General features: G+C 62.8%; 21 protein-coding genes. 8 read left to right on the top strand and 13 right to left on the bottom strand.

The features are described 5' to 3' along the window. Positions 1 to 261 precede the first annotated feature (261 nt). The 11 genes from AB7S84_RS10175 to AB7S84_RS10125 form a co-directional block, all read right to left on the bottom strand. Positions 262 to 717: a hypothetical protein gene (locus AB7S84_RS10175; protein WP_428154281.1), complete on the bottom strand. Its 456-nt coding sequence runs from the start codon at positions 715 to 717 to the stop codon at positions 262 to 264. 232 nt (positions 718 to 949) lie between these two features. Continuing rightward, positions 950 to 1,255 (bottom strand): (2Fe-2S) ferredoxin domain-containing protein, encoded by a 306-nt coding sequence (locus AB7S84_RS10170; protein WP_428154279.1) that lies wholly within the window; start codon positions 1,253 to 1,255, stop codon positions 950 to 952. A gap of 96 nt (positions 1,256 to 1,351) precedes the next feature. Continuing rightward, the gene (locus AB7S84_RS10165; RefSeq protein ID WP_428154277.1) at positions 1,352 to 2,626 is read right to left on the bottom strand and encodes a radical SAM protein; all 1,275 of its coding nucleotides are present in this window, start codon (positions 2,624 to 2,626) and stop codon (positions 1,352 to 1,354) included. A 168-nt stretch (positions 2,627 to 2,794) separates the two neighbouring features. Beyond that, positions 2,795 to 4,183: a nitrogenase component 1 gene (locus tag AB7S84_RS10160; RefSeq protein ID WP_428154275.1), complete on the bottom strand. Its 1,389-nt coding sequence runs from the start codon at positions 4,181 to 4,183 to the stop codon at positions 2,795 to 2,797. Between the two features lie 63 nt (positions 4,184 to 4,246). Beyond that, complete coding sequence (gene nifE / locus AB7S84_RS10155; RefSeq protein ID WP_428154273.1) at positions 4,247 to 5,641, bottom strand: nitrogenase iron-molybdenum cofactor biosynthesis protein NifE; 1,395 nt, start codon at positions 5,639 to 5,641, stop codon at positions 4,247 to 4,249. 61 nt (positions 5,642 to 5,702) lie between these two features. Next, positions 5,703 to 7,082: a nitrogenase molybdenum-iron protein subunit beta gene (gene nifK / locus AB7S84_RS10150; protein WP_428154270.1), complete on the bottom strand. Its 1,380-nt coding sequence runs from the start codon at positions 7,080 to 7,082 to the stop codon at positions 5,703 to 5,705. Between the two features lie 55 nt (positions 7,083 to 7,137). Continuing rightward, positions 7,138 to 8,799: a nitrogenase molybdenum-iron protein alpha chain gene (gene nifD, locus AB7S84_RS10145; RefSeq protein ID WP_428154268.1), complete on the bottom strand. Its 1,662-nt coding sequence runs from the start codon at positions 8,797 to 8,799 to the stop codon at positions 7,138 to 7,140. Positions 8,800 to 8,869: 70 nt separating this feature from the next. Then, complete coding sequence (locus tag AB7S84_RS10140) at positions 8,870 to 9,250, bottom strand: P-II family nitrogen regulator (RefSeq protein WP_428154266.1); 381 nt, start codon at positions 9,248 to 9,250, stop codon at positions 8,870 to 8,872. Further along, the gene (locus tag AB7S84_RS10135; protein ID WP_428154264.1) at positions 9,247 to 9,603 is read right to left on the bottom strand and encodes a P-II family nitrogen regulator; all 357 of its coding nucleotides are present in this window, start codon (positions 9,601 to 9,603) and stop codon (positions 9,247 to 9,249) included. The genes AB7S84_RS10140 and AB7S84_RS10135 overlap by 4 nt, the downstream gene beginning before the upstream one ends. Positions 9,604 to 9,653: 50 nt before the next feature. Beyond that, entirely contained in the window at positions 9,654 to 10,478 is an 825-nt protein-coding gene (nifH, locus tag AB7S84_RS10130) for a nitrogenase iron protein (RefSeq protein ID WP_428154262.1), read from the bottom strand. Between the two features lie 379 nt (positions 10,479 to 10,857). Then, entirely contained in the window at positions 10,858 to 12,000 is a 1,143-nt protein-coding gene (locus tag AB7S84_RS10125; protein ID WP_428154260.1) for a homocitrate synthase/isopropylmalate synthase family protein, read from the bottom strand. 359 nt (positions 12,001 to 12,359) lie between these two features. Here AB7S84_RS10125 and AB7S84_RS10120 point away from each other — a divergent pair, with 359 nt between their 5' ends. The 8 genes from AB7S84_RS10120 to AB7S84_RS10085 all read left to right on the top strand — a co-directional run bounded on the left by AB7S84_RS10120 (position 12,360) and on the right by AB7S84_RS10085 (position 21,965). Next, entirely contained in the window at positions 12,360 to 13,298 is a 939-nt protein-coding gene (locus AB7S84_RS10120; protein ID WP_428154257.1) for a class I SAM-dependent methyltransferase, read from the top strand. Next, on the top strand, positions 13,279 to 14,295 hold the full coding sequence (gene amrS, locus AB7S84_RS10115; RefSeq protein WP_428154255.1) for an AmmeMemoRadiSam system radical SAM enzyme: 1,017 nt from the start codon (positions 13,279 to 13,281) through the stop codon (positions 14,293 to 14,295). The genes AB7S84_RS10120 and amrS overlap by 20 nt, the downstream gene beginning before the upstream one ends. A gap of 47 nt (positions 14,296 to 14,342) precedes the next feature. Then, positions 14,343 to 15,218, top strand: a complete 876-nt coding sequence (locus AB7S84_RS10110; protein WP_428154253.1) for a UbiA-like polyprenyltransferase — start codon at positions 14,343 to 14,345, stop codon at positions 15,216 to 15,218. Next, a complete protein-coding gene (locus tag AB7S84_RS10105) occupies positions 15,215 to 15,838 on the top strand; it encodes a UbiX family flavin prenyltransferase (protein ID WP_020875296.1) in 624 nt (207 codons plus the stop codon). Before AB7S84_RS10110 ends, AB7S84_RS10105 begins: the two co-directional genes overlap by 4 nt. Further along, complete coding sequence (locus tag AB7S84_RS10100; protein ID WP_428154250.1) at positions 15,831 to 17,621, top strand: menaquinone biosynthesis decarboxylase; 1,791 nt, start codon at positions 15,831 to 15,833, stop codon at positions 17,619 to 17,621. The genes AB7S84_RS10105 and AB7S84_RS10100 overlap by 8 nt, the downstream gene beginning before the upstream one ends. Positions 17,622 to 17,660: 39 nt before the next feature. Continuing rightward, entirely contained in the window at positions 17,661 to 18,893 is a 1,233-nt protein-coding gene (locus AB7S84_RS10095) for a molybdopterin molybdotransferase MoeA (protein WP_428154248.1), read from the top strand. Between the two features lie 56 nt (positions 18,894 to 18,949). Continuing rightward, positions 18,950 to 20,884 carry a molybdopterin biosynthesis protein gene (locus tag AB7S84_RS10090; RefSeq protein ID WP_428154246.1) on the top strand — a complete coding sequence of 645 codons (1,935 nt, stop codon included), beginning with the start codon at positions 18,950 to 18,952 and terminating at the stop codon, positions 20,882 to 20,884. A 217-nt stretch (positions 20,885 to 21,101) separates the two neighbouring features. Continuing rightward, positions 21,102 to 21,965, top strand: coding sequence for a hypothetical protein (locus AB7S84_RS10085; protein WP_144016547.1), 864 nt, complete (start codon positions 21,102 to 21,104; stop codon positions 21,963 to 21,965). A 92-nt stretch (positions 21,966 to 22,057) separates the two neighbouring features. Here the strand turns inward: AB7S84_RS10085 and AB7S84_RS10080 are convergent, their stop codons facing one another. Together AB7S84_RS10080 and AB7S84_RS10075 are read right to left on the bottom strand one after the other, a co-directional pair. Beyond that, positions 22,058 to 23,008: an OmpA family protein gene (locus tag AB7S84_RS10080; RefSeq protein WP_020878117.1), complete on the bottom strand. Its 951-nt coding sequence runs from the start codon at positions 23,006 to 23,008 to the stop codon at positions 22,058 to 22,060. Positions 23,009 to 23,770: 762 nt separating this feature from the next. Next, positions 23,771 to 24,433, bottom strand: coding sequence for a tetratricopeptide repeat protein (locus AB7S84_RS10075; RefSeq protein WP_020878116.1), 663 nt, complete (start codon positions 24,431 to 24,433; stop codon positions 23,771 to 23,773). Positions 24,434 to 24,944: the final 511 nt, after the last annotated feature.

The raw sequence follows: 24,944 nt of genomic DNA, 5'->3' as shown, positions 1-24,944 counted from the left end.
GGGTGCATCTGTGACGTGGGGAACGTTTAGTTTCTTTCAGTCTTCACTCGACTGTCGACTTTCATGATGTTGACCGGATTGTGGTGCCGGGAGGATACGGCCTGCGCCCTTCAGCGGCACTTGAACGAAACCGCGCGGGGCGCGGGCCGTATCCTCCCGGCACCGGCCTATGAAAGTCGAAAGTTGAATCAAGTGCCTTTGCGCCCTCTGCGTCTCTGTGTGAGAAACCTTTCCTGCAAAAGCCGTTGGGTGACTTTGCCCTCAGAGCACATTGCCGATAAGATACGCCTCGATGACGGTTTTGATTTTTCCTTCGGACAGGGCGGCGAAGTATTTGTGGCAATCCTCGCACAAATCAATGAGGTCATGGGGGTCGTGATAGTGGATTTCCTTTCCGCACAGCGCGCACACGGCGGAAAACAGCTTGACCCCGACCTTCCATCTCTCGGACGCCGTATTTCTTGCCCGGACACACCATCGAACTTCCGCGATATCGTTGCGATAGGGCTTGACGCCGTCGGTTTCTTCATCCGCATTCGGCCTTTCAAGGAGGATCGTCGATCCGACTTTCAGTTCGCGATGGGTGAGGAACGACATCCCGCCGCTGCTTTTGTTCAGCAATCGCCCTCGTTGAAATTCTCCTGCCGCGGTTTCCGCAAAGCGAATGGTGCTCTTTTGGACAGCGCGTGAAAAAGCCCTGTAGTTGATCGCGCTCATCAGTGACCTCCTTTTCATGGGAAGTGTCCCCCGCCATGATGGCGGGGGATCGGCGGGGAAGAAGTGTAGAGACGCTCAGGAAAGGTCTTGAGCGATTGCACTTTAACCGAGGTGTACGGCGGGAGGCAATCCGAACAAATACTCATTTTAAATGAAGTCAAACACTCATTCCGGCATAGGCATAAATCCTACTGAGGGGGTCGCGGCCCGGCCCTTTTTCGCCTGCCTCGGGTCAGTCGATCAGGTGGGCTGCCGCCGCGCCGCCGTCCTCGAGGGCGTCCAGGATCGCATCGATGGCCGCTTCGCCGTCCACCCGGCCGTACCAGAGGCCCTGAGGGTAAACCACCATGACCGGACCGTAATCGCACGCTTTCATACATCCTGCGGCGGTGACCTGGGCGTCCATTCCCCTGTCGAGGATTTCGTTTTCAATGTAGGGCAGGAACGCCGCGGAATTCTTCTTGCCGCAGTTTCCCTGAGGGTTTCCGCCGGCCCGGAAGCCGGCGCAGACAAAGATGTGATAGGTGGGCTTGTCCATTCTTTTCTCCTTTCAGTTCTAAAAGCAGGCTGAAGGTCGATAGATCCCAGGCGGGTCTTCGACCTTCCGTCATCGGTCTTCAATCCCGAGCCGCCGTCACCCGCAACCCATACCCGTCCCCCGGCATCCGGCGCCGCAGGCGGACATGTTGTGCTTGACCAGATGCTTGATGTTCTCTCCCTCGAATACCGCCCGGACGGCGTCGTCGATGAGACCCTCGATTTCAAGGACATCGAGCCCGCTTTCGGAGAGGGTCTGCCGGGGCGTCTCGCCGATGCCGCTGACCAGGAGGGTGCCGCAGTCGCTCAGGCTCTTTGCGAGCTGCGCCCACCGCTCGAAACCGCCGCCCCTGGGCGGGGTTTCCCGGGCCTCGATGAGGGTGACGGTGCCGTTCTTTTTGCCGTAGATGAGCAGCCGGGAAGCTTCGCCCAGGTGCTGGTTGACCAGAACCCCTTCCATGCTGGCTACGGCCACGCGGGTCCTGCCGACGGACGGCATCCGGGAAGTCGGCGTCTCCGGAAGCCGTTCGCACGCCTTGAGGGTTTCCATGAGCCCTCTGTCGGGCGCCTCCCCCAGAAGTCCGGCGGCGTCGGCCCGGCACCGCGTGCAGTGGCGCATCTGCCGGACATGTTTTCCGGCCGCTTTCCGGACCTGGTCGACCATCTCCGGGGAAGGCTCGGCAAGATCCTCGAAGGCCGATCCCCGGTTGGGGTAGTAGGGGACGCAGTTCAGGATATCGACCCCCAGGGCGGCGACATACTCGGCCACCGCCGGGATGTGGTCGTCGTTGATGCCGGGGATGATGATGCTGTTGACCTTCACCGTGATACCGCATGCTTTCAGCTTTTCGATGGCGGCCGTCTGATGGGCCAGGAGGACCTCCGTGCCCTTTTCCGCCCGCAACACCCGCTTTTCATGCCGGACCCAGGCGTAGATTCCGGCCCCGACGTCGGGATCCACCGCATTGACCGTGACGGTGACGTGACTCACCGAAAGGGCCGCCAGATCGTCGACGTAAGGGGCCAGGTTCAGGCCGTTGGTGGCGGTGCAGAGGATCATCTCCGGGTAGGCTTCCCGGACCCGGCGCAGCGTATCGAGGGTTTCGTCGGGATTGGCGAAGGGGTCTCCCGGCCCGGCGATGCCCACGACGGCGATGTTCTTCCTCCCGGCCAGCACCTTTTCCAGATAGGTCATGGCCCGGCCGGGGGTCAGGATGCCGCTGGCGACCCCGGGCCGGCTCTCGTTGACGCAGTCGAATTTCCGGTTGCAGAATCTGCATTGCACGTTGCACCGCGGCGCCACCGGCAGATGGACCCGGCCGAAGGATTTGTGGGCGCGGACGTTGAAACAGGGATGGTTGTCAGGATTCATATGAGGACCTCTTTGTCTGAGCGTCTTTTTGATGTTCCGCGGGCGGATCCGCTTCCGGACCCGCCGGCAGCCGAAAAGTGAGGCCCCCGCCGGTTTTTCGCAAAGACCGGCGGAAGGACCTCTGCCGCGGGCGGGAAGGCTCGGGAGGAAGGCGCGACCCGCGGCAAACTACATGTAGGTGTATCCCACGGCAGAGGCATCCTGCCGCTGTTGGATGAGGGTGTCGGCGATCCGGTCGAAGAGCTGAAGCGCGCCGCGGTATCCCAGAAGGGAAAGGCGCGCGCCGCCGACCCGGTCGTGAATCGGAAAGCCGACCCGCACCAGGGGGACCTTGATGCGCCGGGACAGGGTGTATCCCTTGCTGTGGCCGATGATGAGGTCGGGCGCAAGCTCCCGGGCCGCCCCCTCGATGTCGACGAAATCGGCGTTGTCGAGGACCCGAACCCCCTTCCCGACGTGTTCCGGAAAGATTTCGGCGATGGCCTTCTCCAGATATCCGCTCTTTCCGCCCGAGGCGCAGAGCACCGGCATGACGCCGATCTCGCCGAGAAAAGAGGCCAGCCCGACCACCAGATCCTCCTCGCCGTAAATCACGGCCCGTTTCAGGTTGACGATCTTATGACCGTCCACCAGGGCGTCAATGAGCCGGCCCCGCTCTTCGAGATATTTCTCCGGAATGGACAACCCGGTGACGGCCGCCAGGGTCTCGAAAAACCGGTCGGTTTCCCGGATGCCCACGGGAAGACCCAGGCGCCGGCAGGGGACGTTGAACGCCTTCTCCAGAAAGGTCCCGGCGGTGCGCCGCTCCTCCGCCAGGATACGGCCGAACTCCAGGCTGGCCGCGGCCGTTCCTGAACGTCGGATATCCGCGACCGCGGTGCCGCCTTCGGGGATCCGCTGGTATTCGGTCCACGGACCGCCGTCCAGGGTTCTGGAATAATCGGGCAGGATCGTGGCCGGGACGCCGAAGTCGGTCATGATCTCCTTGAGATGGCGGAGGTCTTCCGGCGACGCCATGCCGGGGAAGAGGTTGATGCGCATCTTTCCGTCGCCCGGGTCCTCCGGGCGGCCGTCACCGGCCAGGGCCTCTACCGTCGCCAGGACGGCGCCGTGAAAGCCCTGCATGTGGGTGCCCTGGTAGCTGGGGGTGGACACGTGGATGATGGGCGGCAGGTCCGCTTCGGGGAACATCGCCCGGTATTCCCGGATGAACATGGGCACGTCGTCGCCGATGGTCTCCGACAGGCAGGTGGTGGCCACGCCGACGAGGGCCGGCGCGTACTGCTTACGGATGTTCTCCAGGGCCAGCTTGAGGTTCGCGCCGCCGCCGAAGATGGCGGTGTCCTCGGCGAAATTGGAGCAGGCGATGTCCATGGGCTCCCTGAAGTGGCTGATCAGGTAACGCCGGATGTAGGTGGAGCAGCCCTGGGAGCCGTGGAGCAGGGGGACCGCGCCCCGGATCCCCTTGAAGACCAGGGCGGCGCCCAGGGGGCTGCAGAGCTTGCACGCGTTCTTGGTGGCGGTGTAGTCTTTCTTTTCCGTTGCCGTCTTGTTCATGTCGATCCTACCCTCTGAGATTGAAAAACCGTATCTCACGAATTTCCGAAAACCCCATGGCTCCTATCCCTTGACCTCCGGCCCGCGGCGCCTGCCCGGGACAAACTGCCAGACCGGGCTGGTGACCGTCCCGTAGACTTCCCGGGCGAAGTTGAGCATGCCCGCGTACCCGGCCAGCGGGATCTTGCGCTCGTGGTTGTGGTCGCAGAAGCCGATCCCCATCTTGTAGGCGATGGGGCGCTCCTTGACGCCCCCGATGAAGAGATCCGCCTGCTTCTCCAGGATGAATTTGGAGAGCTCCAGGGGATTGGCGTCATCCAGGATGACGGTCCCGTCGTCGCACATGTCCCGAAGCATCGCGTAGTCGTCCGCGTTTCCGGTCTGGGAGCCGGCCAGGACCACGTTCATCCCCAGGCAGCGGAGGGCCTTGATGAGGGAGAAGGCCTTGAAGGCGCCGCCCACGTAGATGGCCGCCCGCTTCCCCTTGAGCGCCTCCCGGATCCTGCGGAGCTCGGGGATGATGCGGCCGATCTCGTCCCGGACGATCTGCCGGGTCTGCTCCATGATCTCGGGCCGGTCCGAAAAATGGGCCGCGACGTCATAGAGGGCCTTGGACTGGTCCTCGATCCCGAAATAGGAGACCCGGATATAAGGGATCCCGTACCGCTCCTTCATCATCTCCGCCAGGAAGGTCATGGCGCCGGAGCACTGCACCACGTTGAGGGCCGCGCCGTGGGACCGTCGCACCTCGTCCACCCGTCCGTCGCCGGTCATGACGGCGACGACCTCGATCCCCATGCGCCGGTAGTAGTCCCGGATGATCCAGGCTTCGCCGGCGATGTTGAATTCCCCCAGGATGTTGATGCTCTCCGGGCTGATGCCGGAGACGTCCCCTTGCCCCACCAGGTTGAAAAGCGCGGTGCAGGCGGCCTTGTACCCGTCCTTCTTGGTGCCCTTGAACCCCTCCGAGTGGACGGGCAGCACCGGGATGCCCGTCTTCTCGGCAACCTGCCTGCAGACCGCCGCCACATCGTCGCCGATGATGCCGACGATGCAGGTCGAATAGACGAAGGCGGCCCTGGGCCGGTGGGTGTCGATGAGGTCCAGGAGGGCGTGGTAAAGTTTTTTCTCTCCGCCGAAGATCACGTCCTTTTCCCGGAGGTCCGTGGAAAAGCTGAGGCGGTGCAGCTCCGGCCCGGACGAGAGCGCCCCCCGGATATCCCAGGTGTAGGCGGCGCATCCGATGGGGCCGTGGATCAGGTGGAGGGCGTCGGCAATGGGGTAGAGCACGACCCGGGAGCCGCAGAAGACGCAGGCCCGCTGGCTGACCGATCCGGCCAGGCTGTGCTTGCCGCAGGTCATGTTGAAGGGCGCCTTGCCCTTCTGATGGATCTGGGATTCCCGTTCCTTGAGGATGGGGATATCGTTTTGGGTGTTCGTCTGTATGTTTGTCATCATGTCCGTCCGTTTCCGGGGGCGGTCCCCGGCCCGCAGGCCGGCCGCCGTCGTGGGGTGTCGATCACATCACCAGTTCCGTCGTGATATCGTCGGCATCCCGGTCTTTGCGGTCCAGGAGGGCATCCAGGATCTTTTCCAGAAGCCGCATGCCGCCCCGGTAGCCGACGGTGGGGAAGTAGCTGTGGCCGACCCGGTCATAGATGGGGAAGCCGTAGCGCACGAAGGGGATGTCCTCGTCCTTGGCGATGTACTTGGCATAGGTGTTGCCGATGATGAGGTCCACGCCCTGCTGCTTGATCCACTGGTGGAAAAGGAACATGTCGCCGGGCACCTGAATCCTGACCTCGCCGGGCACGTCCCTGACCAGCGCCTTGAGGGCTGCTTCGTATTTCTTTCCGGCGGGGGTTCCGGTCACGATATAGACCGGGTGCATGTCGAGGTCGACCAGGAACTGGGTCAGGGAGAGGAGCTGATCCGGATCCCCCACGAGTCCCACCCGTTTTCCGTAAAAATAGCCGTGCATGTCCGTGATGATGTCGACGAGCCTGCCCCGCTCGATGGTCAGGGTGTCGGGGACGTTGACGCCGGCGATCCGCCGGAGGGCGTCGACAAAGGCATCGGTGGCCTGCAACCCGATGGGCAGGTTCAGGATTTCGCAGGGGACCTTGCACTTGACGTCCAGGGCCCGGGCCGCCGGACCCGAAGCCAGGCGGCCCAGGGCCAGGGTGCCCGTGGCGCTTCCGGTCGCCTTGAGCCGCTCCACCGTGACGCCGCCTTCGGGATACATTTTATATTTTCCGGTCATGGGGCTGTTCAGCACGTTGTCGGTATCCGGAAACAGGATGATGCGGATCTCCATTTCAGCGGCGATCCGCTTGATCTCCGACATGTCCGAGGGCTCGACCCAGCCGGGAATGATGTTGACGGTCTTCTCGCGGCGACCGTCCCCCTCGGCAAAATAGTCGACCATGGCCTTGACCATGTTGGCGAAGCCCGTGACGTGGGATCCCACGTAGCTGGGGGTGTTGGCATGAATGACGTACCTGCCCTCGGGGATCTTTCCCTCGGCCCTGGCCTTGTTGATGATCTGAGGGATGTCGTCGCCGATGGTCTCCGACAGGCACGTCGTGTGGACGGCGACGATTTCGGGCCGGTATACCGAAAAGATGTTGTCGATGGCCTGAAGCAGGTTGGCCTGTCCCCCGAACACCGACGCCCCTTCGGTGAAGGCGCTGGTGGCGGCGATCACCGGCTCTTTGTAGTGGCGGGTCAGGGCGCTCCGGTGATAGGCATAGCAGCCCTGGGACCCGTGGCTGTGGGGAAGGCATCCGTGAATCCCCAGGGCGGCGTACATGGCCCCGACGGGTTGGCAGGTCTTGGCCGGGTTGATGGTGAGGGCCTTGCGTTCCTTGATCTCGGCGGTGGTATGTTTGAGCAGCATCTCATGCACTCCTTAACGCTCCTTGAAGGTCAACATTTTGTCTCGATGCCCCGGGTTATGCCCAGGCGTAGGTGGCGGACAGCTCCGGATTTTTCTGCCAGGGCGCCTTGAGGTAGTCCCACACCTTGCTGTTCACCATCCGATCGATCTCCCTGTAGAAATTGACGGCGCCGGCAAACCCGGCGTAGGGTCCGCCGTAGTCGTAGCTGTGGAGCTGTTTCATGGGGATGCCGTGCTTCTGGACCGTGTATTTCTCCTTGATGCCGGCACAGAAGATGTCGGGTTTGAAGATTTCCAGCATGGCATCGGTCTCGTACTGGCTGATGTCGTCGATGACCAGGGATCCCTCCGCCATCTCGGGCATCATGCCCCGGTACTCACTGAAAGGGACGCCCTCTGCCCGGAGGCGTTCCATCTCCTCGGGGCTCTTCCGGGGCCTGTATCTCTCCGGATCGGGATGGACCGTAAGCTCCTCGATGTTCCGGCTGTCCGCATCCACCTTGATGTCCGGGAGGACCTTTCGGCCCTCGTAGTCGTCCCGGTGGGCGAATTCGTATCCGGCCGACAGGACCGTCATGCCCAGTTCGGTGAAGAGTTCCTGATAGTGGTGGGCCCGGGAGCCCCCCACGAAGAGCATGGCCCGCTTGCCCTGGGTCCTCGGGCGGATCTCTTCGAGGGCCGCCGTCACCCGGGGCATTTCCTCGGCGATGACGGCCTCCACCCGCGCCATGAGCGCCGGTTCCCCGTAATACAGGGCGATCTTCCGGAGAGACTTGGCCGTGGCCCCGGCGCCGATGAAATTGACCTTGATCCAGGGCAGGCCGTATTTCTTCTCCATCATCTCGGCCACGTAATTGATGGAGCGATGGCACATGATGAGGTTCAGATCGGCGGTGTGGGCATTGGCGAAGCCATCGATGCTGGAGTTGCCGCTGAAGGTGGAGATCAGGGTCAGGCCGCATTTTTCGAAGATGCGCTCGATCTCGAAGGCGTCGCCCCCGATGTTGTACTCCCCGAGGAGGTTCAGCTTGTACTTCCCCTCGCGCACGGTGTCGTCCAGGCCCACGACGTGCTTGAAGATCTGGTTGTTGGCGATGTGATGGCCCGCCGACTGGCTGACCCCCTTGTACCCTTCGCAGCTGAACCCGAAAACGTTGATCCCCAGCTTCTCCTTCATCTTTTTACAGACGGTGTGGATGTCGTCCCCGATCAGGCCGACGGGGCAGGTGGCGAACACGGCGATGGCCTTGGGATGGAAATGATCGTAGGCCTCCTGGATGGCCTGGGCCAGTTTCTTTTCACCGCCGAAGATGATCTGTTCGTCCTGCATGTCGGTGGAAAAACAATAGGTCATGAAATTGTGCCCGTCCGGCGTGGTGGACGGATCGGTCTGGTTGCGCCGGGTCAGCCAGGAATAATAGCCGCACCCGATGGGCCCGTGGGTGATGTTGACGATGTCCCGGGTGGGGCCCAGCACCACGCCCTTGCATCCGGCGTAGCAGCATCCCCGCTGGCCCATGAGGCCGGGGACGGTTCTGACGTTGGATTGAACGGCGGGGACCGCGTCCCCCGGTGCGATGCTGTTGACGATGATCTGTCCGGCCCGCTTGCGGGCCACCTTGGTCGGGTAGCGGTCTATCAGCGCCGCCTTGACCTTTTCCGGGTCGAGCCCGTCCACTGCGATGTCCTTTTTTGGGGTTGCGGCAGGTTTTGCCATGGTACTGTCTCTCCTTTGACGGGGGTTCATTGTCGGGTTTTTGCAGCATGTCTTCCCGGTGCGCGCCTTCTCAGGCGTCGTCCAGGGCGTCGTCGCCGCTCTCGCCGGTCCGGACGCGGATCGCATCCGTGCAGGGCATCACGAAGATCCTGCCGTCGCCGGATTTGCCGGTCCGGTTCACCCGGATGATGGTCCTGACGGTCCTGTCCACCAGCTTGTCCGGGACGACGATGATGAGGGTGCGCTTGGGGATAAGCCTGGAACTCTGTCCCAGTTGGGAAACAGCCTCCTCGAACCCCTTTTCCGCGCCCTTCAACAGGTTCATATCCACAAGGCCCTGGCCCCTTCCCAGGCAGTCCCGGGCAGTAATCGACGGGATTCCGGCCTCCGCAAGCGCGCGCTTGGTCTGATTCATCATGTTCATCCGGACAACGGCCATGATCTCTTTCATATCGCCACCTCTTCGGTCGAGCCGTCTGTGTTTTCCCTGATGCCGGAGCTGATGGTGTACGCCTCCTCCACCGGGACGACGAAAATCTTGCCGTCTCCGAAGGCGCCCTTCTCGCCCGTCCGCGCCGCCTTGATGATGGTCTTGACGGCGAAATCCCTGTCCTGATCCCGGATGACGGTGATCAGAAGCTCCTTGGGGATTTCGTCGTAGGTCACCTCGCCGATCTTGATGCCGCGCTGTTTTCCCCGGCCGACGACGGACATTCTGGTGACGCCGGGAAAACCGGCCGCCATGAGGGCGGCCAGGACGTTGTCCACTTTTTCGGGTCTGACGATGGATCTCAGCATAATCATGGTGGTTCTGTCTCCTTGTGGGGGTGACGGGGCATGCCCCGGTTTTCGGGTTATGCCGCGATGCCGTAGTCGATCAGAAGCTTCTCGAGTTCGTCGACGGCAAGGGGTGTAGGAATCACCTTCATGTCGTTGTCGTCGATCTTTCTGGCCAGGGTCCGGTACTCGTCGGCCTGGGGGTGCCCGGGATCGAACTCGATGACGGTCTTCCGGTTGATCTCCGCCCGCTGGACCATGTTGTCCCGGGGAACGAAATGGATCATCTGGGTGCCGAGCTTCTCCGCCAGGGCCAGGATCATCTCCGCTTCGTTGTCGACCTTGCGACTGTTGCAGATCAGGCCCCCCAGGCGCACCCCGCCCGCCTCGGCGAACTTCACGATGCCCTTGCAGATGTTGTTGGCGGCGTACATGGCCATCATCTCCCCCGAGACGACGATGTAGATCTCCTGGGCCTTGCCTTCCCGGATGGGCATGGCGAAGCCGCCGCAGACCACGTCGCCCAGAACGTCATAGAAGACATAGTCGAGGGCTTCGCTGTCGGCATAGGCCCCCAGCTGCTCCAGGAGGTTGATGGAGGTGATGATGCCCCTGCCGGCGCATCCCACCCCGGGCTCCGGGCCGCCGGACTCGGTGCATAGGGTGCTGCCGAACCCCGTCTTCCGGACGTCCTCCAGGGCCACGTCCTCCCCTTCCTCACGAAGGGTGTCCAACACCGTTCTCTGGGCCAGTCCCCCCAGCAGAAGCCTTGTGGAATCCGCCTTGGGATCGCACCCCACCACCATGACCTTGTGTCCCATTTCCGCCAGACCGGCGACCGTGTTCTGGGTCGTGGTCGATTTGCCGATGCCGCCTTTTCCGTAGATAGCCACTTTTCTCATGTCCTGATTCACTCCTTGTCAAACTGTTGACATCAAAGGCGCCGTCCCACGCGCGATGGCTGCGTGAGCGGCTGCCAATGGGATACTGCATTGTCTGTGCCAAAACAGGTTTTCAGGGGGTAAATCGATCCAATATATTGAGATCAAATAAAAAATGGATAATATAAAAAATGCGGTCCGACCCTTCAGAACTGTCATTAAATACAAAATTGTATATCGAAGTAACAAAAAAGACATAAATGTTCAATCCAGTGGTGGGGACGTTGTACACGGGAATGGGGCAAGGCGGCGCCATCGCGGCTGTCGGACGGCGCCGCCGCCGACCGATGCGCTTCGAGGGTCACGCTGGGGACGGGCGGAGCAGGGGAGCCGGCGGCCTTCAGGCGACTGGGCGGGGGGTGCGGCGATGCAGGGCCGCGAGGTCTTCGGCGGACATGGGCAGGCCTTTCCCCTCGGCGTGCCGCCGGATGTGCCGCAGCAGGCGTTGGGCTTCGGCGCGGTCGACGGGGCACCCGACACTCGCCAGGAGATGCCGCACGGCGCGGGAACCGCTGTGTTTACCGAGGACGAACGCCGCCGCCTCGCGGCCCACGGTGTCGGCGGGAAAGGGCTGATAGGTGCGGGGGTCCTTGATGAGGCCGTCACAGTGGATGCCGGATTCGTGCTGGAAAACAGCCCGTCCCACCACGGGCTGGTCCGGGGGCAAGGGCCGTCCCGAGATTCGGGCGACATATGCCGACAGCGTCGCCAGGCCCGACGTCGAGATGTTGCAGAATTGTCCCGTGGCGAAGATCAGGGCGGCGGCGACGGCCTCGAGGGCCGCGTTTCCCGCCCGTTCGCCCAGGCCGTTGACCGTGACGCTGAGGGCCGACGCGCCGGCCTCCGCGGCGGATACGGCGTTGGCCGTGGCCATTCCCAGGTCGTTGTGAGCATGGAATTCGAGGGCCATGCGGTCCGTGACGGCCGAGAGGATTCGGATCATCCGGTACACCGCCGTCGGGGCGGCGACCCCCACGGTGTCGGCGATCCGCAGCCTTGCCGCGCCGGCGGCCTCGGCGCGGACCGCGAACTCCCGCAGAAAATCGGGAGCGGCCCGGGTGGCGTCCTGGGCCCCCACCGACACGTGGTCGAAAGCCTTGCCGGCGGCATCCACCAGCCGCGCCAACCGTTCCAGGACCTCGGCCGGGGTGGTGGCCAGGGCCTTCATGTGGATCCCGGAAACCGGGAAACTGATGTGGACGCTGCCGGTGCCGCAGGCCTCGGCCAGTTTCAGGTCCCGGGAAAGGGCCCGGCACCAGCAGGTGAGCCGGCAGGGGAGGCCGCGGGCGTGGATCCGTCGGATGGTCCGCCGCTCCGCCGGTCCCATGGCCGGGGTGCCCACCTCGAGTTCGTCCACGCCCACGGCCGAAAGCCGCTCGGCCAGGGCCAGCTTCTCATCGGCGGTGAACGCGACGCCGGGGGCCTGCTCTCCGTCCCGGAGGGTGGTGTCGATCAGCCATATCCGTCTGTTGTCGGGGGGCATTGCCGTCTCCTTGTTGGTCGGATTCCAGATCGCGAGAATGCGCATCCGGAAATACCATCCAGCAAGATCGATGCCAAAACCCGAAAATGGACGGATCAGGGTTATCCATCATGATTACGGTGGGTTTTGCCGGTTTGATCCGGCTGTGAGGATGTCCGACGGGGGTTGCAAAATTGTCGTTCCCGCTTCAGGAACGTCCCTGTTTGTCGCCCCCCGGGAGGGGGCGGGCGCCAGGAAAAAGAGTTGCGGGGATTTCTTGCCTGGTCTATAAATAACCCTTATCGTTTTTTAAGATCCGACTTTCGGCTTTCATCATGGTGAGCGCAAAGCGGCCGAGGCCTGTTCAAGACTGAAGGCGCATGGCGCACCGCCTGTCGCGGACGCACCCCTTCAGTCTTCAGCCTGATCCCCTCATGCACACGCGGGGGGCGGGGGCCCAGCTGCCGGCATTGGAGTGCCGAAAGTTGAATGCGGACTTTCAGATCAGAATCGCGGACGGGGAGCCCATGGGGCATGTCTACACATATAGCGAGGCCAAGGCCCTCGAACAGCAACAGCAGAAACCCGGTCATCTGGCCGACATCCAGTCCGCCCACCGGCTCATGGCGCGGATGCTCGATCCCCTGCGGGGGGAGAGCGTGCTGGATATCGGGTGCGGCACCGGGTTGGGGCTGTCGGCCCTGATGGACATGGGGCTCAGGGTTTCGGGGCTCGACCCTTCCCCGGACATGATCGATATCGCCGGCCGCCGCCTGGGGAACCGGGCGGACCTCCACCGGGGGGTCGCCGAAGACCTTCCCTTCGAGGACAACGCCTTCACCTATGCCGTCATCCTCAATACCCTCGAATTCGTGGACGACCCCGTGAAGGCCCTGGAAGAGGCGTTTCGGGTCGCCAAGGACCGCGTCTTCATCGGCTTCATGAACCGCCATTCCGTTCTGGTGGGCGGCATCCGGGCTCAGCGGGTCTTCGTCAGGAACGTCTACGGCGACGCCCGTTTTTTTTCGGTGTGGGAGCTGAAGCGGATGATCCGGGCTCTTGCGGGAAGCGTTCCCCTGAGCTGGCGGTCCGTGACCCGGGTTCCCCATCCCCTGGGGATCTTTCGCCGGCACCGCCCGCCCTTCCATCTGTTCTGCAAGTCTCCGGTGAGTCCGTTTATCGGAATCGGCGTGACGCTGGTTCCCCGTTACCGAACGCGGCCGCTTCGGCTCAAATGCCGGACGAAGCCCCTTCAGGACACCTTGACGGGCATGGCCCGCGTTGAATGGAGGCCTCAGGATGGAAGCACTGCTGTATGACAGTTTGCCGGACCGGAAGGTCCAATGCCGCCTGTGCGCGCATCGCTGCGTCATCAAGCCCGGCAGGCAGGGCATCTGCAAGGTTCGGGAAAACCGGGACGGGATGTTGATCAGCCGGGTCTACCGGAAGCTCATCGCCCGGCACATCGATCCCATCGAGAAGAAGCCGCTCTTCCACGTGCTGCCCGGCAGCCTCTCCTATTCCGTGGCCACGGTGGGCTGCAATTTCGCCTGTCGTTTCTGCCAGAACGCCGATATCGCCCAGCTGCCCGGGGAGCGGAGCGGCGTGCTTCCGGGCGACATCACGCCGCCCGAGGCGGTGGTCCGGGCCGCCGAAAGCGCCGGATGCCGGAGTATCGCCTACACCTACACCGAGCCGACGGTCTACTTCGAGACGGCCCTCGAGATCGCCCGCATCGCCCGTGAGCGGGGCCTGCTCAACGTGTTCGTCACCAATGGTTACATGACGGCCGAGGCCGTGGAGATGATCCGGCCCTTTCTTGACGCCGCCAACGTCGATTTGAAGGCCTATACCGACGACTTTTACAAAACCCGCTGCGGGGCCCGGATCGAACCGGTCAAGGAGACCCTGAGGGCGATGAAGGCCGCCGGGATTTTCCTGGAGGTCACCACCCTCGTCATCCCCGGCCTCAACGACGCTCCGGATGAGCTGGCCGCCCTTGCGGGGTTCATTGCGGGCGAGCTGGGGCCCGGAACTCCCTGGCACGTCAGCCGGTTCCACCCGGTTTACCGGTTGACGGACCGACCCCCCACCCCGGTCGAGACGCTGACGGCCGCCCGGGACATCGGGCTTGCCGCCGGGCTCAAATACGTCTACGTGGGGAACGTGCCCGGCAACGGCGGGGAGGACACCCCGTGCCCCGGGTGTGGTGAAACCGTCATCCGCCGCCGGGGATACCGGATCCTTGAGAATCGTCTCGAAAATGGCCGATGTCCGGACTGCGGCGAAACCGTGCACGGCATCGGGCTCTCATGACGGGCGAGGCGACGACGCGTTCCCGGACGAGCCGACCTGGGCGCCCCATGAGGGATCTGATTCTGAAAATCGGGGTCTACGGGCGGATGGTCAAGTTCAGCCATACGGTCTTTGCCCTGCCCTTCGCCCTCTCGGCCCTGGTGCTGGCCGGTCGCGAGCACCGCGTCACCCTGGTGGAGATCTTCTGGATTCTCGTGGCGATGGTGGGGGCCCGCTCCGCGGCCATGGGCTTCAACCGCATCGTGGACGCCGGGTTCGACGCCCGGAATCCCCGCACCGCCGCCCGTGAGCTGCCCGCGGGGCGTCTGTCGGGATCGGCGGCCGGCGTATTCGTCGTCTGCTTTTCGGGGATCTTCGTCTTCGCCGCGGCCATGCTGGGGCCCCTGCCGCTGATGCTGTCGGGCCCGGTGCTGGGGGTGCTGTTCCTCTACTCCTACACCAAACGGTTCACCTGGCTCGCCCATCTCTATCTCGGGTTTGCCATCGCCCTCGCTCCCCCGGCGACGTGGATCGCCGTCACCGGTGTCTTCTCCGGGAAGATCCTCTGGCTTTCCGTCGCCCTTGCGGCTTACATCGCGGGGTTCGACATCCTCTACGCCTGCCAGGACGTCGCGTTCGACCGGTCCCAGGGCCTTTTTTCCATACCGGCCCGCTTCGGGGTGAAACCGGCCCTCCGGGCGGCCCGGGCGATTCATGCCGCGGCTTACGGGGCGTTCATGATGCTTTATTTCGCCTTTGACATGACCGGGGGATTCCTGCTCGCCGTGGGCCTCATCGGGTTCCTGCTCATCTTCGAGCACTGGCTGACCGACCCCGATGACCTGAGCCGGGTCCCCATCGCCTTTTTCCATGTCAACAGCGTCATCTCCGTCACGCTCCTGGCCGGGGTGCTGGCGGATGAACTGATCCGGAGGATGGGATGAAGAAAACCGAGAAAAAGAAGACCCTCGTGACGGCGATATGCGGCGCCTCGGGGGTGATCTACGGGATACGCCTCCTGAAGGCCCTCCTGGCCCGGCCCGTGGAGGTCTACCTGGTGATCTCGTCCGCCGGGTACGCGGTGCTCCGCCACGAGGCCGGATACGACGGAGAGCCCTTCGACGATTTCCTGAAGCGGGAAGGGGTCGTCTTTCACTGGGAGGCCCGGCTCTACCACCACGACGAGGGGGACCTCTTCGCGCCGCCGGCCAGCGGCTCCTTCCGCCACGACGGCATGGTGGTGGCGCCCTGCTCCATGAAGACCCTGGGCGCCGTCGCCTCGGGCATCGCCGACGGCCTGATCCATCGGGCCGCGGATGTCTGCCTCAAGGAGCGGCGGCCCCTGGTGCTGCTGACCCGGGAGACGCCCCTGAACCTCGTCCACCTCGAGAACATGCGGCGTGCGGCCATGGCCGGGGCGATCATCATGCCGCCGTGCCCGGGCTTCTACACGCGTCCGGAGACCCTGACGGACATTGTCGACGGCACCGTCGCCAGGGTTCTGGACCAGCTCGACATCGACAACGATCTCACGAAACGATGGGGGGACAAGGATCTTGTATAGGCATCTGAGGGATTTTCTGGCGGCCCTGGAACGGGAGGGGGAGCTGCTGCGCGTAACGGAGACGGTCTCCCCCTACCTCGAGATCAGCAAATTCACGGACCGGGAGTCCAAGCGCCCGGGCGGGGGCAAGGCCCTTCTTTTCGAGAACGTCAAGGGGTCGGCCTTTCCGGTGGCCGTCAACATCTTCGGCAGCATGAAGCGGATGTGCATGGCCCTGGGGGTGAAGGACCTCGACGAGCCCGGCCGACGGATCCGGGAGTTCATCGATTTCCATCCCCCCCGGAATCTCAGGGAGGCCCTGGAGGTCGTTCCCCGGGCCGTGGCGGTCTCCCGCTTTTTCCCCCGCACCTTCAAGGGCAAAACGCCCCCCTGCCAAGAGGTGGTCCTGACCGGGGACCAGGTGGACCTTTCCAAACTCCCCGTTCTCCACTGCTGGCCTCAGGACGGCGGACCCTTCATTACCCTGCCGCTGGTGGTGACCCGCAGCCTCGAGACCGGCAAACGGAACGTGGGGATGTACCGGATGCAGGTCTTCGACCGCAACACCACCGGCATGCACTGGCACATTCACAAGGACGGCTCCCACTATTACAACGAGTACCGGCGTCGGGGGCTTCGCATGCCCGTTGCCGTGGCCATCGGCGCCGACCCGGCCGTCACCTACGCCGCCACGGCGCCCCTGCCCCGGGGGGTGGACGAGATGATGCTGGCCGGGTTCATTCGCAAGCGTCCGGTGGTCATGGCCCCGTGCGTCACCGTCGACCTCATGGTGCCGGCCGAGGCCGAATTCGTCCTGGAGGGGTATGTCGACCCCGAGGAGCGCCGGATGGAAGGGCCCTTCGGGGACCACACGGGCTACTATTCCCTGGCGGACCTCTACCCCGTCTTCCACGTCACCGCCGTCACCCACCGCCGGAATCCCATCTACAACGCCACCCTGGTGGGGCGGCCCCCCATGGAGGACTGTTACCTGGCCAAGGCCACGGAGCGGATGTTCCTGCCCATGCTCCAGACGGTCTTCCCCGAGATTGTCGACTACTGGCTCCCCTGGGAGGGGGTCTTCCACAACATCGTGGTGGTCGCCCTCGACAAGGAATACCCCGGCCATGCCCAGAAGATCATGAGCGGACTCTGGGGCCAGGGGCAGATGAGCTTCTGCAAGGCCATCATCGTGACGGACCGGAGCGTCGACCTCACCAACCCGGCCGGGATCATCGACGCCCTCCTGACCCGGCTTGACATCACCACCGACATCACCCTGACCCAGGGGGTGCTGGACGTGCTGGACCATTCCTCGCCCTTTCCCAATTTCGGCAACAAGATCGGCCTCGACCTGACGGCGCGGTTTCCGGGAGAACCGCCCCGGCAATCCCGCGGAGCCGCGATCCCGACGGCGGACCATGCGGCGCGGGCCCGGGAGGCGGCCATGAACATCCCGGGGGTGGCGGGCGTCCGGGCGCTGTTTCCGGAGCGGTCGAAGGATGCGGTCCTGAACCGGATCCTGGCCGTGTCGGCGGTCAAATCCGCCGATCGGGGCGGGAAGGCCTTTGCAGCCGACATCCTGGATCGGCCCGAGCTTGCGGCCTTCAACATCGTCGTGCTCTTCGACCCCGGCATCGATCTTTTTGACGGGTCCCTCATGCTCTGGAAGATCTTCAACAACGTCGATCCCGGGCGGGACATGGTCCGCCGCGGCTGCCGGGTGGTGGTGGATGCCTGCAAAAAAGGGCCCATGGACGGACATGATCGGGAATGGCCCGACGAACTGACCTTTGACGAATAAGGCGCCGCGGCCGGGTTGGGCCAATGCGGCACGAGAGGGATGATGAAGGATTTTTTCAAGGTCATGGACATCGAAGCGGTGACGGCGCTCAGGGCCGGGTTTCCGACGGCGGGCGAGGAGACGGTGCCGGTCCTCGAGACCCTCGACCGGATTCTGGCCGAGGCGATCGTGTCGGATATCGACCTGCCCGATTTCCGGCGGGCCACCATGGACGGATACGCGGTGCGGGCCGGGGCCACCTTCGGGGCCTCCGACGGCGCGCCCGCCTGCCTCACCGTCAGGGGCACCATCCGCATGGGTGAGGTGCCGGGGTTTGCCGTGGGCCCGGGGGAGGCGTCCCGGATTTCGACGGGGGGCATGCTTCCCGAGGGGGCCGACGCCGTCGTCATGATCGAGCGGACCGAGAGTCTGGACGATACCCTGATCGAGGTCTACAAGAGTGTCGCCCCGGGGGAGAACGTCGTGGAGGCGGGTGAGGACTTCCGGATCGGGGAGACGGTCCTGGACCGCGGCCGAAGGATCCGGCCCCAGGAGATGGGGGTGCTCTCGGCTCTGGGGCGGGAGACGGTCCGGGTCTTCCGGCGGCCCGTGGTCGGCATCGTCTCCACCGGTGACGAGATCGTTCCCATCCACCAGGTCCCCTCACAGGGGCGGATCCGGGACATCAACACCTACTCCCTGGCCGGGTGGGTCCGGCGGGCCGGTGGGATCCCGAAGATCTACGGCATCGTCCCGGACCGTCCCGAAGCCCTCCTGGCGACCTGTCGGCAGGCTTCGGCCGAATCGGACATGGTCCTGGTTTCGGGCGGGAGCTCCGTGGGGACCCGGGATTTCACCATCGAGACCATCGCATCCCTGCCCCGATCCGAGGTGCTGGTCCACGGCGTCTCCATCAGTCCGGGCAAGCCCACCATCCTGGCCCGGGTGGACGGCAAGCCCTTCTGGGGGCTTCCGGGGCACGTCACGTCGGCCATGGTGGTCTTCACGGTGATCGTCCGACCCTTCATCCACCACCTCGCAGGACTTTCGGAGGCATCGGAAACGATCTGGACCATTCCCGCCCGGATCACCCGGAATCTCCCGTCGGCCCAGGGTCGGGTCGACTATGTCCGGGTCCGCCTTTCGCGGGACCAGGGGGAATGGCGGGCTTCGCCGGTGCTGGGGAAGTCCGGCCTGATCCACACCATGGTGAAAGCCGACGGCCTCGTGCGGATCGACCGCGATGTCGAAGGCCTGGAAAAGGATGCGCCGGTTGAGGTGACGCCCCTCTGACCGGCATGGGGAAAAACACCGGCGAAGCCCGCCGGAAAACATCTTCGGGAGATCTCATGAACGCCAATCGCAATGTCTATCTGAAAAAGCGGACCCTGGACGAGGCCCGCCGAATGCTCTTCGAGGCCTTCTCCGGTTTCGGCGTCATGGCGACGGAACACGTTTCGCCCGATGCGGCCGTCGGCCGCGTGATCGCCGGACCCGTCTTCGCCAAGGTCTCCTCCCCCAATTTCCACGCGGCGGCCATGGACGGGATCGCCGTGGCGGCGGCCGACACCTTCGGTGCGGCTGAAACCCGGCCCAGGACCCTCACCATCGGCACCGACGCCTTCTGGGTCAATACCGGAAATCCGCTTCCCGAGGGGACCGACGCCGTCATCATGATCGAGAATTTGAACCCCGTGGACGACCGGACCCTCACCATCGAGGCACCGGCCTTTCCATGGCAGTACGTCCGCAAGATGGGCGAGGACATCGTCGCCACCGAGCTGCTCTTTCCCAGGGGGCACAGGATCACCCCTTACTGCGTCGGAGCACTGATCGGCGGTGGTATCTTCCAGGTGCCCGTCCGGAAGAAGCCCGCCGTCACCATCCTGCCCACCGGGTCGGAGCTGACGGACTGGCGGACCGTGCCCATCGAAGCGGTCCGGCCCGGACAGGTCCTGGAGTCCAACAGCTTCGTGCTTTGCGGTCTCATCCGGGAATGGGGCGGTGCGCCGTCCCGGCGGGAACCTTTGAAAGACGACGTCGCGGCCATCTCCCGGGCGGTCTCCGACGCCGTCGACGAAGGGGCCGATATCGTCCTCACCGTGGGGGGCTCCTCCGCGGGCTCCGAGGACTTCACCCGGACGGTGATCGACGCCCAGGGCGAGGTGCTCATCCACGGTGTGACGATCATGCCGGGAAAGCCGATCCTCGTCGGCCGGGTCAAGGGGACCCCGGTGATCGGAATGCCCGGTTATCCGGTCTCCATGATCGTCGCCTTCGAGCAGTTCGTGGGGCCCCTGATCTGCCGCATGCTGGGAGTGCCCGAGCTCCAAAGGCCCAGGGTGACGGTGGAGACGACCCGCAAGATTCCCTCGAAACTCGGCGTCGAGGAGTTCGTACGGGTCAAGCTGGGCAAGGTGGGGGACCGGATCGTGGCCACGGCTTTGCCCCGGGGCGCCGGGAGCATCACCACCATCACCGACGCCGACGGCATCATCCGCATCCCCAATGCCGTGGAAGGGATCCGGGAACACGAGCGGGTGACGGCCGAGCTGCTGAGACCCCTTTCCGCCGTGGAAAACACCCTCGTGGTCGTGGGCAGCCACGACAACACCCTCGACGTGCTGGCCGATCAGCTCCGGGCCGGTCATGACGGCGCCGTCACCCTCTCCTCCACCCATGTGGGCAGCACGGGCGGGCTCCTGGCCCTCAAGCGCGGCGTCTGCCACCTGGCGGGGTCCCACCTCCTGGACACCGGGGACGGCTCCTACAATGTCTCCTATGTCAAGCGGTTTCTGCCGGATACACCGGTGCGGATCGTCAACCTGGTTCTCCGGGATCAGGGGCTGATGGTGGCCCGGGGCAACCCCAAAGGCATCCGGGAGATCGCCGATCTGGCGCGGGGGGATGTCCGGTTCATCAACCGGCAGGGCGGGTCGGGAACCCGCATCCTTCTCGACTATCGCCTGGGACAACTGGGGATCGACCCGGCCGGGATCCCGGGGTACGACACCGAGGAGTTCACCCACATGACCGTTGCCGCGGCGGTCCTGAGCGGGGCCGCCGACGTCGGCCTGGGCATCTATGCCGCCGCCAAAGCCCTCCATCTCGATTTCATCCCGGTGGTGACCGAGCAGTACGACCTGATCATCCCCGAGATCTACCTCGACTGGCCCCCCATGAAGGTCCTGCTGGAGACCATCGTGTCGGCGGAATTCAAGCGCCGGGTCAAGGCGTTGGGGGGCTACAGCACCCGGATGACGGGGAAGGGGATAGAGTTTTAGGGTTTTAGGGTTTTAGGGTTTTAGGGTTTTAGAGTTTTAGAGTTTCAGAGTTTCAGAGTTTCAGAGTTTTAAGGTTTTAAGGTTTTAAGGTTTTAAGTGATTAAGTGATTAAGTGATTAAGTGATTATGTGATTATGTGATTATGTGATTATGTGATTAAGGGGTTAAGGGGTTAAGGGGGCTTCTGGTTCGGTTTTTGTTAGGGTAGAGACTGAAGGTGAAGGCTGAAGGCTATGGGGTGGGGGGAATAAGCGCTCCGGTTGTTGCGGGCGCACCCCTTCAGTCTTCAGCCTTCAGTCTTTTGCCCCCTTTGTCCGCGAAATTTAACGGTTACAAGGAAACAAGCGACACTGTAATGGCCTTCAATCAAATCACGCTCAATCCGTCTGGTATTGTCCGTCTACTTGGGGCAATGGCCTTTTTCCTGGTTCTGGCCAGCATCGTCGGCCAGTTGTCGTTGTACCTGACCGGGCCTGACCATATTGACACGCTCATCCAGCTCTTTTACATCGACGCCGAGAGGAATTTTCCAACCATTTTCTCCACGCTGCTGTTGCTGTTCGCATCACTGCTGCTTTTGGCAATCACCCTGGTTGAAAGGCGGCGAGCCGGTTCTGCCGTGTCGGACTGGGCGCTCCTTTCATTGGGGTTCCTGTGCATGGCGGCTGATGAGGGATGGCAATTTCATGAGAGACTGATGAAACCGATGTACCGGCTGCTGGGCGTGGAAAATCTCGGCATTTTCTATTTTCCCTGGGTCATTCCCGGCATTGCACTTGTCCTCGTTCTCGGCTTGTACTTTTCGAAGTTCCTGTTGCATCTTCCGGCGAAAACGCGGCGCAATTTTTTGCTGGCGGGGACCCTCTACATCGGTGGGGCCGTCGGTGTCGAATTGATCACCGGCCGATACGCCGACGTGAACGGGATGTACAATTTGACCTACAGCATGCTGGCCACCGTCGAGGAGAGTCTCGAGATGGCGGGTGCAATCGTGTTCATCCGGGCGCTGCTGGCCTATATCGTCGACAATTACAGAGAGGTTCGGTTACGATTTGGAGCTTTCGGCCCGGGGAATAGGTGAGGAGGGTGATCAGGGTTTAAAACAAAACCTCCCCCCAACGCCGTGGGCGTCAAGGGGAGGTTTTTCGTTCAGTCGATCGGATCGGGATCGAATTACCAGATGGGTTTCAGTTCAACCCGGCGGTTCAGCCGGCGACCGTCCGCGGTTTCATTGGTGGCGATGGGTTTTTCCTCGCCGTATCCGATGGCGGTAATGCGGGTCGGGTCGATCATGCCCTTCTCAACGAGGTAGGCCTTGACCGCGTTGGCCCGTCGCTCGGAAAGGCCCTGGTTGTAACGGTTGGTACCGATGGCGTCGGCATGGCCTTCGAGTTCGAGGGTCAGGGTGGGATTGTCGTTCATGACCTTCACGATGCCGTCCAGGAGTGAATAGAATTCGGGCTTGACCACGGCCTTGTCAAAGTCGAACAGACAGTTCTGGTCCAGAACCCAGCAGCCTCTTTCGTCGACCTGAACGCCCTTGGGGGTGCCGGGGCAGGCGTCGACATCGTCGCACACGCCGTCGCCGTCAGCGTCGACACACTCGACCTCTTCGACCACCACGACCTCCTCCGGTGCCATGGGCAGCTGGTAGGCGGCCAGGATCTGGCTCAGCCCCATAGCGCTGTAGGCGGTGGAGGTCTTGCCGAGAACGACTTCACCGTCGACGGTCTTGGCGTAATTCACCGGTCCCTGGATCAGCGTTGCATCCTCGGGGGAAAGCACCAGGCCGTAGGCCGTGAAGATTCTGTGATAGTCTTCGGGGGTGTAGGCCATGGGCTTTTCGCCGAAGACGATGGTGCCGTCGACAACCCTGGCGTAGCTTGCCGGAACGTTCGCGGCGGCTTCCGGCGTCAGCTCGAGACCGTAGGCGGTAAGGATCGCATCGAAGGTATCCGGAGAATAGGCGGTGGGGCTGTTCCTGTAAACAATCTCTCCGTCTCTGACCTCGGCATAGACCGACGGGATGTTGGCCGCGTCGGGGCTCAATTCAATGGCTGACACGGGCAGACTCGCGGCCAGCGCTATAGTGAAACACATAACCATAATAATAATTTTTTTCATCTCTTTCCTCCTTAACATTGATAATCAGTTGCTTCCGTCCTTGAATGTCGTAAAAAATCGCCTTCCGATCACCCCCCTCCGTCGATGCAAGGTTCATCACATTCGCCGCCTGTGTAAACCTAATCGCCACAGGCCCCTTTCCATCCCCTAATGACGCCGTCCGGACGGGATATCCCTTGGCGGAGGATATCCTTCATCTGTTCAATATCCGATTATGGCATCATATGGGAACATGCCTTTTTCTTGGAAAATTGTCAAACCTATAATGATGATCTTAAAACAAATGGAATCTGTTTTCGGAGAAAACGCTCTCCCCGGTCTGGAAGACCCGTCGGGGATCGGCGATATTTCCAGGCTCCGGACATCCCGCCGCCCTTCGAATAAAGCGCTTTTTCCAAAAAATGCATCATATGATAAACATCGCAAAACTTCAAGCGCAGTTCACCCCTGCCGGGGATCTCCCGGTAACGGAAACGGCGGCCCGCAGTGGCGGATCGGCTTCTCGCCGATCCTGTCGCAGGCGTTCGTCCGACGATTCGCCGGCCTGTGCCGTGAATTCGTTTTACGGCGATATGATACGATAATCAAGAATAAATTGAAGGCGTCATCGGGCGTGCGAGGGGCGGGACGACACTGTTCGCAACGGTCGGGACTGATTCCCTGAAACCGGGCACCGGCCTTCGGCGCTCCCCGGAACGCGGCCCCGGGGCCGGCGGATCCCGCCGTCAGGTCGGGGGAGCGGCAACGAAAGCGGTGGCGGGTTCAGGATTTCTTGGCCTTCAGATGTCGCCCGGCCGCCTCGAGCTGGGCTTGTTTGATCTGGGCGGGCTTCATCTTCGACTCGATGAGCGTCAGATAGTGTTTTCCCGCAACGTGGCCGTTGGCGGCGGCCAGGGAGCACCAGACATAGGCGTTGACGTAGTCTTTGGGAACGCCGCAGCCGTTGTAGTGCATCAAGGCCAGGTTATACTGGGCGCCGGGATACCCCTGGGCCGCGGCCTTTTGATACCACTTCATGGCCTCGGCGTAATTCCTGGGGACGCCTTCCCCGTTTTCGTACATCATCCCCAGTTTGTTCTGGGCGCCGGCATACCCCTTGTCGGCGGCCCTGCGGTACCATTCGAGGGCCTTGACGTAATCCTTGGGCGCCCCGTTGCCGCTCTGGTAGATCACCCCGAGGTTGTACTCGGCGATGGTGTAGCCCTGGTCGGCGGCCCGGAGATACCAGGTGAGGGCCTCGGCATTGTTTTTGGGGACGCCGTTGCCGTTGAAATAGATGGTGGCCATCTTGTATTGAGCGACGGGATGGCCTTTCTCGGCGACGCGCTTGATCTGGTCCAGGGTGGGGCCCTGAGCCGATACGTTGCCGCCAAACGTCAAAATACACCCCATAACGATCATGACGCCTAGAGCTGATTTTTTCATCACGTCCTCTCTTCTCCTTTGAAACCGTTTTGTGTTGTGTAAAGCCGCTTATGGGTCTGGGGCTGCCGATGGTTCGGCGTCGACGGCTTTTGCCGCCCGATGGTCGTTGAAAGCGCATCGCGGTGAGCTGTATTGTCCGGCGGTTGAAGCCGTCTTGCAATACCTATGCTTTATTGCAAGAAATTTCCGGGCTTGTCAATCTCAATTTCCGGGCCGAATTCCAGGGCGGCCCGCAAAAGGATCGATTCCGGAGCCGACGGCGGCCGGCAGGGGCGCGGGGCGCTGTCGGGCCTTGCAGAACGTCAATTTTCATTTTGTACATATTCGGCATGTTATGCTATACTTATATGTTATGGATTCAACATTCGACTTTCATGTAGTGACCGGAGAGGTGCCGGGAGGATGCGGCCCGCGCCCCTTCAGCGGCACTTGAATGAACCCGCGTGGGGCGCGGGCCGCATCCTCCCGGCACCGGCCTATGAAATCGGCACCGACCTGTGAAAGTCGAAAA

It is taken from the genome of Desulfococcus sp. (assembly GCF_050178255.1).
Taxonomy (GTDB): Bacteria; Desulfobacterota; Desulfobacteria; order Desulfobacterales; family Desulfococcaceae; genus Desulfococcus; species Desulfococcus multivorans.
This window is presented reverse-complemented; position numbering and strand designations above follow the sequence as displayed.

What these genes read in the sequence shown, in the direction of transcription:
- AB7S84_RS10110 (WP_428154253.1), top strand. Translation starts at nt 14,343, where the DNA reads ATGAGGGATCTGATTCTGAAAATCGGGGTCTACGGGCGGATGGTCAAG.
- AB7S84_RS10090 (WP_428154246.1), top strand. Translation starts at nt 18,950, where the DNA reads ATGAACGCCAATCGCAATGTCTATCTGAAAAAGCGGACCCTGGACGAG.
- AB7S84_RS10080 (WP_020878117.1), bottom strand. Translation starts at nt 23,008, where the DNA reads ATGAAAAAAATTATTATTATGGTTATGTGTTTCACTATAGCGCTGGCC.
- AB7S84_RS10095 (WP_428154248.1), top strand. Translation starts at nt 17,661, where the DNA reads ATGATGAAGGATTTTTTCAAGGTCATGGACATCGAAGCGGTGACGGCG.
- AB7S84_RS10120 (WP_428154257.1), top strand. Translation starts at nt 12,360, where the DNA reads ATGGCGCACCGCCTGTCGCGGACGCACCCCTTCAGTCTTCAGCCTGAT.
- AB7S84_RS10175 (WP_428154281.1), bottom strand. Translation starts at nt 717, where the DNA reads ATGAGCGCGATCAACTACAGGGCTTTTTCACGCGCTGTCCAAAAGAGC.
- nifD (WP_428154268.1), bottom strand. Translation starts at nt 8,799, where the DNA reads ATGGCAAAACCTGCCGCAACCCCAAAAAAGGACATCGCAGTGGACGGG.
- AB7S84_RS10125 (WP_428154260.1), bottom strand. Translation starts at nt 12,000, where the DNA reads ATGCCCCCCGACAACAGACGGATATGGCTGATCGACACCACCCTCCGG.
- AB7S84_RS10135 (WP_428154264.1), bottom strand. Translation starts at nt 9,603, where the DNA reads ATGATTATGCTGAGATCCATCGTCAGACCCGAAAAAGTGGACAACGTC.
- nifE (WP_428154273.1), bottom strand. Translation starts at nt 5,641, where the DNA reads ATGATGACAAACATACAGACGAACACCCAAAACGATATCCCCATCCTC.
- amrS (WP_428154255.1), top strand. Translation starts at nt 13,279, where the DNA reads ATGGAAGCACTGCTGTATGACAGTTTGCCGGACCGGAAGGTCCAATGC.
- AB7S84_RS10075 (WP_020878116.1), bottom strand. Translation starts at nt 24,433, where the DNA reads ATGAAAAAATCAGCTCTAGGCGTCATGATCGTTATGGGGTGTATTTTG.
- nifK (WP_428154270.1), bottom strand. Translation starts at nt 7,082, where the DNA reads ATGCTGCTCAAACATACCACCGCCGAGATCAAGGAACGCAAGGCCCTC.
- AB7S84_RS10165 (WP_428154277.1), bottom strand. Translation starts at nt 2,626, where the DNA reads ATGAATCCTGACAACCATCCCTGTTTCAACGTCCGCGCCCACAAATCC.
- nifH (WP_428154262.1), bottom strand. Translation starts at nt 10,478, where the DNA reads ATGAGAAAAGTGGCTATCTACGGAAAAGGCGGCATCGGCAAATCGACC.
- AB7S84_RS10170 (WP_428154279.1), bottom strand. Translation starts at nt 1,255, where the DNA reads ATGGACAAGCCCACCTATCACATCTTTGTCTGCGCCGGCTTCCGGGCC.
- AB7S84_RS10160 (WP_428154275.1), bottom strand. Translation starts at nt 4,183, where the DNA reads ATGAACAAGACGGCAACGGAAAAGAAAGACTACACCGCCACCAAGAAC.
- AB7S84_RS10140 (WP_428154266.1), bottom strand. Translation starts at nt 9,250, where the DNA reads ATGAAAGAGATCATGGCCGTTGTCCGGATGAACATGATGAATCAGACC.
- AB7S84_RS10105 (WP_020875296.1), top strand. Translation starts at nt 15,215, where the DNA reads ATGAAGAAAACCGAGAAAAAGAAGACCCTCGTGACGGCGATATGCGGC.